Below are 13,789 nucleotides of genomic sequence, written 5' to 3' on the forward strand. Positions count from 1 at the left end.
TATGATCCCGGCTTATTTCGGACTTTTCTTTTTTCACAAGTACTCAGTCGACCTCTGAGCCATATTGCCCAGCGTGTCACCTTCGTGTCACCGAGGTGCAACTGGTGGCATTTCTATGGCGATTTCCGTTTGGACCGGGGGCAGAATGTCTGAGACCTGTGTCTCCATCCCCGATGCAATGCGTTCTTTTTTCACAGTTTCAACATAGAGTGTTGCGGTGAGAGCAAGAAGTTTGTCAGCATCTTCTGAACGGACTCCCTCTAGATTCTGGGCAATTTTTTCGACCCATCCCGGTTGATGAGACATCGCCATCGACATCATTTCAACGAACAAGCTGATCTCTTCGAAGTTGCGGTCTGCAATTCGATTGCTGACTGGCGAAATCAATCTCGCAATTGCCTCGATCGCATTCGATGGAAACGACACATACAAATCGAGCTGATGAACGATTGTTCCGTTTTCCCGAAAGGTCGGTTTTAAGTGCATCATGGCCATCGCCTGGACCGACTTTTTGATCGCTGGGCTTTTGAATTCTCCGTGACAGGTCACGACGTAGTGTTCAGGCGTGTTTAATAATACGTGAACAGTTCCAAGGGTCCCGTCTTGCGTGTCCGTTTCAAATCGGGTTTCAGATTCTCTTTTCATCTGAACGTTTGAAATGTTCATCGCACGCCAAATGCTGACTGCGACATCCGGGTGGTTCGTAAAGAATTCATAGCACCGCCGATCCGATTCAAGTTCAATGACAGGAAGCCGGCGATACAGACTTAAATTATTTAGAATGTGTTGTGCATTCGCCTGAGACTGAGGCGACATCAGATGAAGAGGAAACTCTGAGACCGCGGTCCGGCGAACGCGTCGACTCGACGTGCCGGTCTCAATCGTTTTGATCAGGATTGGTGAACCAACCTGCTCTTGTGATGTTTCCCCAATTGGAATGACGGACCCGGTCTCTGGCCGATTTTCAGCGAAAGCCGAACCGGCAGAGCCAGCAATGGTCCCCACACTCAGTAGGCACCAGAGTCCCCCGACAATTTGTGCGCGCAGCGTTTCCATTCGTCCCCCCCTTGACAGTCCGACTCGGCAAGAATTACCGAAGCTGGATGCCCCCCAGCTGTGATGGAACCGTACTTCCAGAATAATCGGCAAAGTCACTGCGATTCCGTCAGTCGAAATTCCGATCTATGCAAAAGGACGCTCAGTCCGGATGGTTCATCTCCGTTTTGAGAGAAAAAACAGGCCGGAAAACGTCTCGAATGAATTTCGTCTTGTTTGCATGTTCTGCAGCAACGATAATTCGGTTACGCATCAAGCGTTTTTTCTAACATTGAGTGGAAGGAGTCGGAGAATGCATTTCTTTAAAGACAACGCGGAAGCCATCGGACGGACACCATTGGTTCGAATCAACCATCTGACGAAGGGCCTCAACGGGACCGTACTTGCGAAAACTGAAGGGCGTAACCCTGCCTATTCGGTCAAGTGCCGTATCGGTGCTGCGATGATTGCCGATGCAGAAGAACGTGGAGTTCTCAAGCCAGGAATGAAAGTCGTCGAGCCTACGAGCGGAAACACCGGGATCGCGCTCGCATTCGTTTGTGCTGCAAAAGGCTATCCACTCACCTTGACGATGCCGGATACAATGTCTGTCGAACGCCGATTGATGCTGAAAAGTTTCGGGGCAACTTTGATGCTGACTCCCGGAGCAGATGGCATGGGCGGTGCGATTTCCAAAGCGGAAGAGCTCTCGCAACAAGCCGATTATTACATGCCGCAACAGTTTAATAATCCTGCGAATCCAGAAATTCATTTCAAAACTACAGGTCCCGAAATCTGGGAAGCCATGGACGGGAAAGTCGATATTCTGGTTTCCGGTGTTGGCACTGGAGGAACAATTACAGGTGTGTCTCGGTACTTCAAAGAAGCAAAAGGGCACGCCCTGCACGCGGTCGCTGTCGAGCCGGCTGCGAGTCCGGTGCTCTCGGGCGGTGCACCTGGAAAGCACAAAATTCAGGGGCTCGGAGCTGGTTTTATCCCGAATACTCTAGACATGAATATGGTCGATGAAGTTGTTCAGGTCACCGATGAAGAATCTTTCGAGATGGCTCCTCGTGTCGCTTCTGAAGAAGGAATCACTTGCGGAATCAGCGGCGGAGCAGCCATGGCTGCCGCTTTGCGAATCGCTGCCCGTCCGGAGAGTAAGGATAAAAACATTGTCGTAATCCTCCCCGATAGCGGAGAGCGTTACTTGTCAACTTCCCTCTTCGATCACTGCCGGGATTAACTCGTGCCCAGCATTTTCGATATTGCTCCTGAAAAATCTTGAAGTCCCTACGAATTCGAGTCATTCAGCAGGAGTTGTAGTTCTTAGAGCAGCTTGCTCTACCGTGTTCCCGTGAAGAACCCATTTCACTAGTAAAATTACTGTTCGCCACGAGGCAGAACCTGCAAACTAATTCGAAAGATGCTCTAAAAAACGCCGGAGAGACATTTCGTCTCCTCGGCGTTTTTTGTTTTTGCAAAAGCGAGGTCGAAGCTTTATCGAGTTGTATCTTCAAGCTGATGATGACGCGTCTTTTCCAGGAAGTAGAATCGTCAACAAGAACGACGAGTCTTCAATTGCTTCGACGGAATGTTGTTCGGCTGTCGAGAGATACAACATTTCACCCGCTTCGAGATGCTTTGTTTCTCCCATCGTTGTGAACGCAAACTTTCCTTCGATGCATTGGACAAGAATTTCGCCAGGTGCGGAGTGATCTTTCAGTACCTTCCCTGCGGGAAGCACCATGCGGATGACTTCGAGAGTCCCTGTTTTCACAAGTGCTTTGGTCGATGCCTTCTGCAGGTTCTCCCCCAAGGGACGAACATCAATAATTTCACCCGGTTGTGCATGTGAGATTGCCATTTTTTCTCCTTACTTCATGGGTTTCAAATCGCGTCAACTGACCCGATTCGTCTGAACGGAAACGTTGGTTAGTTTTCTTCGGGATGACGCTCCGTCACTTCAGCTCCGTTGGTACGGAATGAATGACCGGTACGTAAGCCTGCGACAAACAGCACTAGCGCAACCGCTCCTAAGAAGAAGATTGTATCTCCCGGGACTCGCATCCAGCGAAGAGTTTGCATCAAGTCTGTTTGCATGAATTCACTACTTCGAGCATACCAGTAACTGTGCTCCACAGACGCTTTCGTCTGCATGAGCCCAACGGGCAACAGACTCAGAATACACATTGCCATTAAGCCGCCGTTGAGAGACCAGAACGAGAATCTCAACATGCCATCTTTCCATTCTCGTCCCGGAATCAGAACTCGCAAGCAGACCAGCATCAGGCCGATCCCCAACATTCCGTAGACTCCAAATAACGCAGCATGGCCGTGGAGCGGTGTCGTGTTTAAACCTTGCATGTAGTACAGAGCAATGGGCGGATTGATCATGAAACCGAACAGTCCCGCACCGAACATATTCCAGAAAGCGACTGAGATAAAGAAGTAGATCGGCCATTTATATCTTTGGACCCATGGAGATGTTCTCGAGCGCCGCAAATCTTCGGTGGCATCAAAACCGACCAGAACCAGCGGGACGACCTCCAACGCGCTGAAGACAGACCCCCACACAAGTGCAACGGTCGGTGTTCCTGAGAAATACAGGTGGTGGCATGTCCCGATAATTCCGCCAGCGAGGAAGATCGTCGCTGAGAGCAATGCTGCAGCCGCTGCGATTCCCGGACGAATGAGATTCAGACGCATGAAGAGAAAGGCAATCACAGTCGTGGCGAAAACCTCAAAGAATCCTTCCACCCACAAGTGCACGACCCACCAGCGCCAGTATTCCACAATCGATAAGTGTGTATGTCTACCCCAGGTTAACCCCGCTCCGTAGAAGAGTGCAATCGCCCCTGTTGCGACAGCCAGTAACGCCACAAGTTGTCGAGTTTCGCCAGTCTTCCGCAAGGCGGGGAGAAGGACGCGGATCATCAGGAACAGCCACAAGAGCAGCCCGATCATCAGGCCAATCTGCCAAACGCGGCCGAGGTCAACGTATTCGTATCCTTGGTGTCCCAGATAGAAAGAGACTGCATCCGACATCTTATTCTGAATGCTCAACCATTCACCCGTCAGCGACCCAACGACAACGAGTAATAAAGCAGCAAACAGAACATTCACACCGAGTGCTTGCCCTCTCGGTTCTTCACCACTGACGAGAGGGCCAATGAACAGACCGGCTGCCAGCCAGGCTGTCGCAATCCAGAATAGTCCCATTTGAACGTGCCAGGTTCGGCTTACGCTGTACGGCAGCCAATCAGAAAGTGGGAAACCATAGAACCCATCCCCCTCGACCCCGTAGTGCGCGGTGATGACCCCCAGTAGCATCTGTACAAGAATCAGTGCGGAAACAACCCAGAAGTATTTAATGGTTGCCCTCTGCGAAGAGGTTGCCTCCCAGAGCGCCAATGGGTCCGAATCGGGAGGAGGCAGTTCTTCCTCTTCGGATCGCTTGACTGCGTACCACCATGCCATCGACGCAATCCCGGCGAGCAGAACGATGATGCTTACGCCCGTCCAAACGATGTTGTCCCCTGTAGGGCGATTCCCGATGAGTGGCTCATGCGGCCAGTTGTTTGTGTAAGTGGAGATGTCGTCCGGTCGATCGGTCGACGCAGCCCATGCCGTCCAGAAGATAAAAACTGATAACAAACGGACGCGTTCGGGAGTGGTGACCGCGTTCGGAGGAATCGCGTAATCAGGATTTCCTTTCATGAAGACATCGGTGTAGTGATCGAGATTCGATTGAAACGCTTCGAGCCGAAGCGGGGCAAGCGTGACAACACCTGTCGATTCATCAAGCGTGTTGGTGTGCAAGAGTTCCGTTAAGCGAGCTACCAGTTGGCCTTGCCGCTCTTCTGACAGGTTTTCGTAATCGCTCTGAAATTCTTCATCCGCCCATCGATTGAGAATGAACAGCGCTTCCCGATGGAGCCAATCTGCCGTCCAGTCCGGAGCGACATAACTTCCATGTCCCCAAATCGACCCAACCTGCATTCCCCCCATGGACTGCCACACATTCTGCCCTGCTGAAATCTCACCTTGCTCTATGAAGATCGTTCCATCTGTCGAAACGAACTGGTCAGGAATAGGTGGCATTTCCTGATAAATTCGCGTCCCGATCCAACCGAGAACGAGGAATGAAAAGACCATGACAAGTGTAAAAGCGATCCATAAACGCCGCATTGCTCTTCCTTTGAATTGTCCCAAGAGGATTGTCAGTAGATTTGTGTTTCAACGAGTTCCGTAACTTCTTTTGATCCGTTCAACCGAATTTTTTTTACAAACTGCATGTTCAGGTGTAGATTTCGTTCACGAAAAAAACGCTCATTGCGCAGGTCATAAAAAGAATAAGTCGTTCATCCAAAACGGATTGAAAGTGAATCTGAGAATAACTCTTGAAATGTTCACGTCAAGGTGTAGAATGAGCCGAGTTTGAAAATTTCGTTTTTCAGGAGGAGTGTTTCTGTGTTACCAAAGACAGCAGAGTATGCCCTACGTGCTGTTGCGTGCTTGGCTGGAGATTCAGAGTTGGCAATCGCTGCTGATTCCCTGTCAACGAGAACTCAGATCCCGCGAAGATATTTACACAAGGTTCTTCAGGATCTTGTAAAGGCTGACCTTGTGCAATCTCGCCCCGGTCCCGGAGGCGGGTATCTGCTGTCTCAATCTGCTGCCGAAATCACAATTCTTGACGTCGTGAATGCCGTCTCTCCGCTTGAGCGAATCCACCACTGCCCTTTGGGCCTCCCTTGTCATACCTCCTTGTGTCCGCTGCATGAAGAACTTGACAAAGCCTACGCTGCCACGGAGCAAGCTTTTTCACGAGTGACCATCCAGGATATTCTTGAGTCGACAAATCCAGTTGTTCCCTTATGCGAGATTTCCTGATTCATAAGTGATACGGATTCGTGTTCAATTTAGATTCAGTCCAATTCAGATTCGAGGCCAATCAATCGACAAGAGTTCCCACCCCATTACCTTCCTCATCTTTAGGAGAACGCTGTGACCTTCCGAAATATTTTTTCCCGATTCGCAACGATGAGTCTGATTTGCGTTTTGGGAGCTGCGATGTTGATTGCTGAAGAGAAGAGTTCTACGGACTCCGAAGCTGTTGAAGAGCAAAAAGAGATTCCGCGAGTTTCACTTGACGAAGCACGCGAGCAAGCCGAGCTCATGCACTTACTCTACAATTCAACTCTCGAAACTCTTCATGACCGCTACTTTCATGGAGACCGTGCAATGGTCCCCGCACGTGCAATGATAGATGTTTTTCGTGATATGGAACGTCGAACGCATACAAAAGCACGATGGATTTCGGCGAGTTTGAAACCGATGAGTATCGACAACAAACCAGAAACGGACTTCGAGAAAAGGGCAGCGATGAACATCTCCAAAGGAGAATCGAAGTTCGAAACCGTCGAAGATGGGTATTATCGACGTGCGGGGAGCATCTCCTTGAATCACGGCTGTGTTGGGTGCCATGCGGGTTTGTCGAACACGTCAACGGCTCGTCAGTTTGCCGGTTTGGTGATCAGTGTCCCTGTGAAGAAAGGCGTTGTTCTGAATTCAGATGCAAACTCATCGCCAAAACCATCGGCAAAATCGACGAAGTTAGAATAGGCATCGCACGAAGTTGTTGATCGATCCCGCCGACTGCGGCATGGAACGCGATAACGACGTAATGCGCTGAGATACGCTGTGATGAGCAAGCTCGCTGGCCCGCTCATCACAGTCGGCATTTGCAAGACTCCTCCATAAAGCAGCTTGTTGTGCCCGCTAGGACGCGAATACCAAATCGAACAATGAGATGGGTGAACCACGCGATGGGTGAACCACCCTGCTCTGTCGAAGTTTAGCGCCCAGCAGCAAGCTGTGAATGTCGCTTATTTTTTGTCTGGGGCGGGCTACTTCTGGTCAATCTCTGCTTCAAGGAATGCAACGAGGTCGCGGAGCTCACGGATTGTCAGTGTGTTGGCAATTCCACTGGGCATGAACGAGACATCAGAATCAACCATCGCCTCGACTTCATCCCGGTCGAAGACCCGGTTATGTCCGTTGGAGTCTCTGATGGCTTCTTTGGTGTAAGAACGTAATCGGATGCCTGTGAAAGTTCGACCATCTTTCAAAACGATAATGCGCGGTTGATACTCAGGAGCCATTTGTCGACTTGGTTCAAGCAGTGATTGCAATAACCATTTGCGATCTTTGCGTTGGCTGACGCTGCTTAAATCCGGCCCGACGACATTTCCGCGACCGTCGTGTCGATGGCAGTTCGAACATTGTGCTGACTTCGAATGGTGAAACAGTCGGCGACCGTTGTCGACATCGACCGGTGCTTCGATAGAGTCCAGGAGGTCGAGCCAAGCCTGCGTCTCTGTAAATTTTGGACGTCCCTGTTCTAATTCTTTGGGGCTCAAAACGGATTGAATGAAATCGGAAGATTCAGGATGCTTCGTAGCAGTCTGTTTCAGGGTCGCGATTTGCTCTGGTGAAAGTTGAACTGCCCGAAGGCTGCGCAAGGCTTCTTCGCGAATGGCTTTCTCATCGCTCGTGGACAGAGTTACTAACAAGTCCAGGTATTGTTCAGCGACAGGTGCCAGACCAGTGATCGCTTCGACTCGGATCGTTTGGCTTCGCTCAGGGGCAGCGGCAATGTCACTCAAAATTTCATGTGAGACAGATGCACTTGCGCAAAGCGTGCGGACCACTTCCAGCGACAATGTTTCGTCATCCACTTCAAGCATCTCTTTCAACAGCGCGAGAGTCAGCCCTTTCGGGAAATTTTGTCTTGCAATGTTGCCATCTTTCGGAGGAGATTGTGAGTGAGTTGGTAGTAGCCTCAAGGCGAATGCGCGTATGCGTGGGTCGCTGTCGGCATCATTGACGCGAGTCAGCATTAACTCAGGGTTACGAATTCCAGCATCTCCATTCCCATCAAGGATATTAAAGGTCGCGATGGCAGCTTCGAACAATCGGTAGTTGAGATTGCTGCGATTCATGTATTGCTCGACGTCCTTCTTGAAATCTTTTGCTTCAGCGGTTGTGATCCACCGAAGCGTCTCAAATTGCACGTCACTGTTTTCGTCCTGAAGGAACTCGCGTCCCCATTCGCCGGGATCGGTTTTCGATAACTTCAATGCGATGACTGCTTGCTTTCGGTCTTCAGCAGGCCAGCTCAACACTTCTTTCAATGTCCATTTTGAAGACAGCTGCGCGAGTGCGATGAGAGCGGAGCGTGCGAGAAACGGGTCCTCACTGCCTGCAAGTTTGAGGAGTGACTTCAAGTCTTCCTGATGGTGACCGCTTCGGAGCTGACTCGCCAGTTCGGCTTCCGGTGTGACAGGTTCGAGATCGAGCGGACCTGTCCAGTCTGCTTGGTCGAGGTCGATTTCTAATTTCCAAACCCGACCATACCCATGAGATTCATAGCGCCCATCGACCCAGTCAGCGAAATACCATATCCGTATTTGTCCCGTGCCGCCCTCTCCTCCTGGGACACTTGCGATGCAACTTGGTCGGAAATATCGGCTGCCCTGAAGCAACGTGACAGGTTCGGAGGTGTAGCTTGCCCCTTTTGGTTGGAGTGGCAAGAAATCGATTTTATGGTCAGCCCAAGATGGAACCAATAAACCGCGACCGAGAGGCAAGATCCCGCAAGGGGCTTCGCCCGAAGGATGAATCATGGGAAGCGTTCCGGCTAACTCGCCGTTCCACGCGACGAAGGGGTGATGTGCTTCTCGTCCGTATGATCTCTCATAGCCATAGTCACCAGCTTCGATGATGTGAAGGACTCGGCATGGTGGTCTCTCTCCCGGATCGTTCTCGGCTGCAAAAATCTCACCGTCGCTGCGAACGCAGATTCCAAACGGGTTCCAGAACCCATAGGCGATTCGCCGTAGATTTTTTCCGTCCGGTGAGCATCGAAAAATGCCACCTTTGCTGGCTCCGATGACTGTTGATTTGTCAGTCCCGGTTAAAGTCCACGGCTGTGCGAAATTTTCTCCCAGTCCGAAAACAAGATCGCCACTCGGGTGCCAGGCGAGTCCTTCGAGACCGTTGTGCGGGTAGTCAGCCTCTGAGTCGAGATTGATGATGACCTCTTCAACGTCAGCGACCATGTCTCCATCGGTATCTTTGATTCGCAGAATTCGTCCCCGTTCTGCCAGATAGACCCAGCCCTCCTTGCCAAGTTCGAGATCCATTGTGGCGACGGTGGAGTTGTAGAACACCTGCCGTTGTGGTGGTTGTCCTTCATCACGACTTTCCGTGAAAACGAGGATTTCATCTTGCTTCGGTCCAACATAATCTGTCGGCGGAAAATGAGTGTGTGTTGCAACCACCCAGATTCGGCCCTGTTCGTCGACATCAATTCCTGTTGGCGTCGCCAGTAATGGGTGTTCTGCCACCATTGAAAGGCTTACGCCCGGTTGCAGGATTTGGATGTCTACTTCTCGTTCTTCTGCTTTCAGTACTCCGGGCATGCAGACGTAGAAACAAATCAGAGCGGCATATCGAGGATTGATCATAAGGACAAATTTCAAACTTTCACTTATTCGGGTTTTGCTATCAGAAAGTCCGATCTTACAACGTTTTCAATGTTTGTCGTACCGTGACGACTCTCTCCAGAGCAAATTTAATCTTGGTCCTTACGTTCTGTCTCGTGGAGATGAGTGCTTCATCACATGAAAAGCTCTCTTCACAGACACGAAAAACATGCAAGTGTTTAGATTCGTTTTGACAAAGATGTACGGGAACTGTCTCGTGGAGATGGGGGCTTCATCACATGGAAAGCTCTCTTCACGGACACAGAAAACACGCAAGTGTTCTAAATTGTTTCGCCAACGAAATTGGGCATGCGGCGATTTCTGGTCATCACTTCGTAGTAGTGTGTTGCTTGTGTTGAGATTGGGTAGACGACCTGTTGTTGTCGGTCTTTCACGACAACACCGCGAATTCCTTCCGTGATGAGATACCAGACGCCACGGTCGCATCCGAACGAAGCGGGGACGACGACTTCGACTGGCTGCAATGAGCTCCAGTTGCCTGCATCGAGGCTCTCGAATGGGCACCAATGAGTTCGAGGAAGAAGAGACTGCGAGGTGCGGTTTCCCCATGGGAGAAAACGTAGTTGGCCCTCCATCCAGACTGGCAGCCTGGGGAAGTCGTGTTGATCAAAAAACAGCAACTCTTCGTCAGAGTCTTTGGTCCGACGGGCGATGCGTCCTTGAAGTCGATAGGATTGAATGAGTGCGTCAGGGACTTCGCGGCGTAAAAGCGAGATTCCGAACATCAGAAGCAACTCTTTCCATACACATCACAAATGTCGTAGTTGTGAGCGTCGTCCAGATAAATTTCCGTGAGCGGAAGTGTTTCGCCACTGCGGATTGTGAAGCGTCCGAACTTGTCATTGACGAGCCGCTTAATTGCGTCGATCCGTGGAGGATGAGTCACGAATAATGACCTTTGATGAGCGCCGAGAAACTGCAATTCGTCCGCAATGATGTGCATGTGGCTGAGTCTCATTTGCTTTAGCCAACACCGTTCAAACAGATGTTTCGCGACCGGCAGAATCAATTCGGATGCGTTGCTGGCTTCGGGAAGTTTGCACCGCTCAGAGCAATGCCCTCCTTCCTTGTAAGACAATGATACAGTCAGGCGTTGCGTCACGTACCGATGCCAGTGCATCGCTTCAACGAGTCTCTCAACATTCCGAACGAGCCATGCCTGCAACCGGTCTGGATCATTTGTCGATTCGCCAATACTCCCCCCGCGAGCAATCGCTTTATGCATGGGGCGTTGTGTGGAGATTGGAGTGAGTGCCTCTCCGTGGAGTTCCCACCATAAGGCTTCGCCGGTTTTCGTGAGCAGCTTATTGATGAGTTTCGCGTCTGCGCGGCGGAAGTCGCCGCAGGTTTTAATGCCATGGGCTGCAAGTTTCATGGCACTTCGATTTGCGATTCCTGTGATTTCACGAACGTCAATCTGCTCAACGAAATCCGCAATTTCCTCTGGGTCTAATAAGACGAAGCAGCCGAAGGGTTTACCGTGGTCCGAAGCCAGTTTGGCGAGCGTGCGCGAGCGAGAGAGCCCGATGCTGATGGGAACGCCTGTCTGCTTCAGAAGAAGATCCTGTAATGCTCTCGCAGCCTCCAGGATTGTGCCTTTCAAGGCTTGTGGGAGATATGAGGCATCAAAGAAAAATTCGTCAATCGAATAATACTCAACGGTCGGACTGACAGAGTTGACACATTCCAACATCTTTCTGGAGAGCACTTCGTACCAATAAAAATCTCGTTTGACGTACACCCCATGAGGACAGAGTTTTGTTGCCTCCCAAATCGGAACACCGGTTTTCACTCCGTATGCTTTCATTTCGTACGACTTCGCAATGACGCACGCTCCCTGATTCCCAAGGATTCCGACTGGAATGTTTCGCAATTTGGGATGCCGTACCCGCTCTGCCGATGCGTAAAAGCAATCTGCATCAAGGTGGCCAATGATGTTCAGTCGTGACGGCATTTCGGCATTGTAGTGTTCGCCTGTATAGGTGCAAGGGTGGGGAGGGATGGATCGTCGAGAGATTGAGCATCGTCGACTATTTCGTAAGTTGATTGTTTTGTTTTCAGAGAGTGGTCGGCAAACAGGTCACCGGCAAAGGGAATTCGCACGTGCAGTCAAGCAGTTACAAAAAGGTAAAGAAGGGATGACCGTGCCGAAACTCAAATCTCATTGTTGTTCGTGAACTCGATTGTGTATGATGTTAGAGAATGAGTTTCTATAAGGAGCTTCTCAATGTCTCGGACGCACTCACACAACCGTCGACAGTTTTTGTCTTCAGCCGCTTCCACCGCAGCTGGTCTTTCCTTCCTCGCTCATCTTCCGCACGTCTCTCGAGCAGAAGCGACGCTAACACCGGGGATGGTTCGCTTCACCGATGACATCGAACCGCTGGTACAGTTAATCGAAGAGACCCCACGGCAGCGGTTACTGGAGCAAGTTGCTCAAAAAATCCAATCGGGAACGACCTATCGTGAAGTGCTGGCTGCCCTGCTCTATGCTGGCGTTCGCAATGTGCAGCCACGACCATCAGTCGGTTTCAAATTTCATTGCGTGCTGGTCGTCAACTCGTGTCACCTCGCCAGCCTGGCTGGACCGGATGAAGATCGCTGGTTGCCGATTTTCTGGGCGATCGACTATTTCAAAGATTCACAGGCAGATGAAGCCCGACGTAGCGGTTGGCATTTACAGGCGGTGAACGAATCGCAGGTCCCCACCAAAGAGAAAGCCCGGCAAGCATTCATTGAGGCAATGGATAGCTGGGATGTCGAACAGGCCGATGTCGCCACTGCTGCAATCGTCCGGCATCTACCGAGGAAAGACGTTTTCAATCTGTTTGCTCAGTATGCCGCCCGTGATTTTCGCTCGATCGGGCACAAAGCGATCTATCTAGCGAATGGCTGGCGAACCTTGGATGCAATTGGCTGGGAAAATGCGGAGCCAGTGCTCCGGTCGCTCACCTTCGCACTGCTCAATCACCGAGGAGAGTCAAATCCCTCCGACAACGACCACGCTGCCGACCTCGCATGGCGGGTCAACGAGCCGAGAGCAACACAACTCGGGGAGAATTGGAACAAGGGCCAGCTCGATGACAAGTTCACGCGTGAACTCATTCAAGAAGGACGAACTGCCGCTCCCGCGAACATTTCCGAACTCGTCGCTTCTGCGATGTCAAATGGTGTCGGCCCGCAGTCAGTCTGGGACGGTGTCTTCATGAGTGCGATGGAACTTCTCATGCGACAGCCCGGCATTGTTGGGCTGCACGGGCTGACGACCGCGAATGCCGTCCGCTACATCTACGACAACACAGATGATGAGTTGCTGAAACGGAAACTGCTGCTGCAGGCCAGTTCCTTCAATCCGTACTTCCGCGAGTCAGCCATGGGGCGCGGCAAGCTCAGTTCCATGAACTATGACACCTGGGAAGAGAAAGCGACGGACGAGAAGCCGAACGTCGAGTCAATCATCGCGGAAATTTCATCTAACAAGCTCGATGCCTCGATGCTCTTAAGAAAATATCTGAGCGGTGGTGGTGCTCCCGCTCCCCTGATCGACGAAGCTCGCCGCCAGATTTTCCTTCGCGGCCGTAATGCTCACGACTACAAATACAGCTCAGCCGTTCTCGAAGACTATTCTCACCTCAGCCCAAATTGGCGAGACGATTACCTGGCCTTGTCGGTCTTCAGCCTCAAAGGTTCAAACGACCGCCAAAGCCCTCTGGTCGAAAGAACCCGGTCTGCCATCGGCTGATAACAACTCAGAGTGATCAGTCAGCTCGAAGAAGCAAATTGGCAGTGCCAATCTCTACCGGCAGACGCTGCGAAATCCGAAAGCTGCAAATCGTCGTAAGTCGTTTGACAGCAAATACGCCAGGAGGGATTCGAACCCCCGACCTGCGGATTAGAAGTCCGCTGCTCTATCCAACTGAGCTACTGGCGCGTTGAGTTTGTCATGTTACTTAATGTTGTCTCTGGTGATGGTTCTGGTGAGACACGTCGAGACAACATTCGGTGCGCAAGTCCCACTTTTTTGAAGCTGAAAGCTTGCGATGTGGGGGAGTATGCAGATTTCGGGGAGTCAGTGCAACTGGTCGAAAGAGTTTTTGATGACTGAAGGGTTTTGCTACAGGATGAGAGGGAAAAGATGGAGGGAGCGAAGCTTGGTTCCTCACTTTTGCTCGCTCCCTTAA

At 51.1% G+C, this 13,789-nt stretch carries 11 protein-coding genes and 1 tRNA gene; 5 read left to right on the forward strand and 7 right to left on the reverse strand.

Annotated features, from left to right (window positions below):
- Window positions 1–87: 87 nt before the first annotated feature.
- Entirely contained in the window at window positions 88–1,056 is a 969-nt protein-coding gene (locus Mal48_RS07975; RefSeq protein WP_145197779.1) for a hypothetical protein, read from the reverse strand.
- A gap of 292 nt (window positions 1,057–1,348) precedes the next feature.
- Between Mal48_RS07975 and cysK the strand changes: the two genes are divergently transcribed.
- The gene (gene cysK, locus Mal48_RS07980; RefSeq protein ID WP_145197781.1) at window positions 1,349–2,281 is read left to right on the forward strand and encodes a cysteine synthase A; all 933 of its coding nucleotides are present in this window, start codon (window positions 1,349–1,351) and stop codon (window positions 2,279–2,281) included.
- Between the two features lie 270 nt (window positions 2,282–2,551).
- On the opposite strand, the gene Mal48_RS07985 is transcribed toward cysK, so the two are convergent.
- Both Mal48_RS07985 and Mal48_RS07990 read right to left on the reverse strand, forming a co-directional pair.
- Window positions 2,552–2,902, reverse strand: a complete 351-nt coding sequence (locus tag Mal48_RS07985; RefSeq protein WP_145197783.1) for a cupin domain-containing protein — start codon at window positions 2,900–2,902, stop codon at window positions 2,552–2,554.
- Window positions 2,903–2,970: 68 nt separating this feature from the next.
- On the reverse strand, window positions 2,971–5,226 hold the full coding sequence (locus tag Mal48_RS07990) for a nitric-oxide reductase large subunit (RefSeq protein ID WP_145197785.1): 2,256 nt from the start codon (window positions 5,224–5,226) through the stop codon (window positions 2,971–2,973).
- 282 nt (window positions 5,227–5,508) lie between these two features.
- Between Mal48_RS07990 and Mal48_RS07995 the strand changes: the two genes are divergently transcribed.
- Window positions 5,509–5,931 (forward strand): RrF2 family transcriptional regulator, encoded by a 423-nt coding sequence (locus tag Mal48_RS07995; RefSeq protein ID WP_145197787.1) that lies wholly within the window; start codon window positions 5,509–5,511, stop codon window positions 5,929–5,931.
- 114 nt (window positions 5,932–6,045) lie between these two features.
- Window positions 6,046–6,663 (forward strand): DUF3365 domain-containing protein, encoded by a 618-nt coding sequence (locus tag Mal48_RS08000; protein WP_231739953.1) that lies wholly within the window; start codon window positions 6,046–6,048, stop codon window positions 6,661–6,663.
- 284 nt (window positions 6,664–6,947) lie between these two features.
- Here the strand turns inward: Mal48_RS08000 and Mal48_RS08005 are convergent, their stop codons facing one another.
- From Mal48_RS08005 to Mal48_RS08015, 3 genes are all read right to left on the reverse strand, one after another.
- Window positions 6,948–9,569, reverse strand: coding sequence for a PVC-type heme-binding CxxCH protein (locus Mal48_RS08005; protein ID WP_145197791.1), 2,622 nt, complete (start codon window positions 9,567–9,569; stop codon window positions 6,948–6,950).
- A gap of 299 nt (window positions 9,570–9,868) precedes the next feature.
- Window positions 9,869–10,333: a hypothetical protein gene (locus Mal48_RS08010; protein ID WP_145197793.1), complete on the reverse strand. Its 465-nt coding sequence runs from the start codon at window positions 10,331–10,333 to the stop codon at window positions 9,869–9,871.
- Window positions 10,333–11,562, reverse strand: coding sequence for a DNA polymerase Y family protein (locus Mal48_RS08015; protein ID WP_197442160.1), 1,230 nt, complete (start codon window positions 11,560–11,562; stop codon window positions 10,333–10,335). Before Mal48_RS08015 ends, Mal48_RS08010 begins: the two co-directional genes overlap by 1 nt.
- A gap of 273 nt (window positions 11,563–11,835) precedes the next feature.
- Here Mal48_RS08015 and Mal48_RS08020 point away from each other — a divergent pair, with 273 nt between their 5' ends.
- Window positions 11,836–13,350, forward strand: coding sequence for a hypothetical protein (locus tag Mal48_RS08020; RefSeq protein ID WP_197442161.1), 1,515 nt, complete (start codon window positions 11,836–11,838; stop codon window positions 13,348–13,350).
- 115 nt (window positions 13,351–13,465) lie between these two features.
- Here Mal48_RS08020 and Mal48_RS08025 read toward each other — a convergent pair.
- Window positions 13,466–13,539: transfer RNA gene (locus Mal48_RS08025), tRNA-Arg, on the reverse strand.
- A 12-nt stretch (window positions 13,540–13,551) separates the two neighbouring features.
- Between Mal48_RS08025 and Mal48_RS23560 the strand changes: the two genes are divergently transcribed.
- A complete protein-coding gene (locus tag Mal48_RS23560) occupies window positions 13,552–13,713 on the forward strand; it encodes a hypothetical protein (protein WP_231739954.1) in 162 nt (53 codons plus the stop codon).
- Window positions 13,714–13,789: the final 76 nt, after the last annotated feature.

It is taken from the genome of Thalassoglobus polymorphus (assembly GCF_007744255.1).
GTDB classification, from domain to species: Bacteria; Planctomycetota; Planctomycetia; order Planctomycetales; family Planctomycetaceae; genus Thalassoglobus; species Thalassoglobus polymorphus.

What these genes read in the sequence shown, in the direction of transcription:
- Mal48_RS07975 (WP_145197779.1), bottom strand. Translation starts at nt 1,056, where the DNA reads ATGGAAACGCTGCGCGCACAAATTGTCGGGGGACTCTGGTGCCTACTG.
- cysK (WP_145197781.1), top strand. Translation starts at nt 1,349, where the DNA reads ATGCATTTCTTTAAAGACAACGCGGAAGCCATCGGACGGACACCATTG.
- Mal48_RS07985 (WP_145197783.1), bottom strand. Translation starts at nt 2,902, where the DNA reads ATGGCAATCTCACATGCACAACCGGGTGAAATTATTGATGTTCGTCCC.
- Mal48_RS07990 (WP_145197785.1), bottom strand. Translation starts at nt 5,226, where the DNA reads ATGCGGCGTTTATGGATCGCTTTTACACTTGTCATGGTCTTTTCATTC.
- Mal48_RS08005 (WP_145197791.1), bottom strand. Translation starts at nt 9,569, where the DNA reads ATGATCAATCCTCGATATGCCGCTCTGATTTGTTTCTACGTCTGCATG.
- Mal48_RS08010 (WP_145197793.1), bottom strand. Translation starts at nt 10,333, where the DNA reads ATGTTCGGAATCTCGCTTTTACGCCGCGAAGTCCCTGACGCACTCATT.
- Mal48_RS08015 (WP_197442160.1), bottom strand. Translation starts at nt 11,562, where the DNA reads ATGCCGTCACGACTGAACATCATTGGCCACCTTGATGCAGATTGCTTT.
- Mal48_RS08020 (WP_197442161.1), top strand. Translation starts at nt 11,836, where the DNA reads ATGTCTCGGACGCACTCACACAACCGTCGACAGTTTTTGTCTTCAGCC.
- Mal48_RS23560 (WP_231739954.1), top strand. Translation starts at nt 13,552, where the DNA reads ATGTTACTTAATGTTGTCTCTGGTGATGGTTCTGGTGAGACACGTCGA.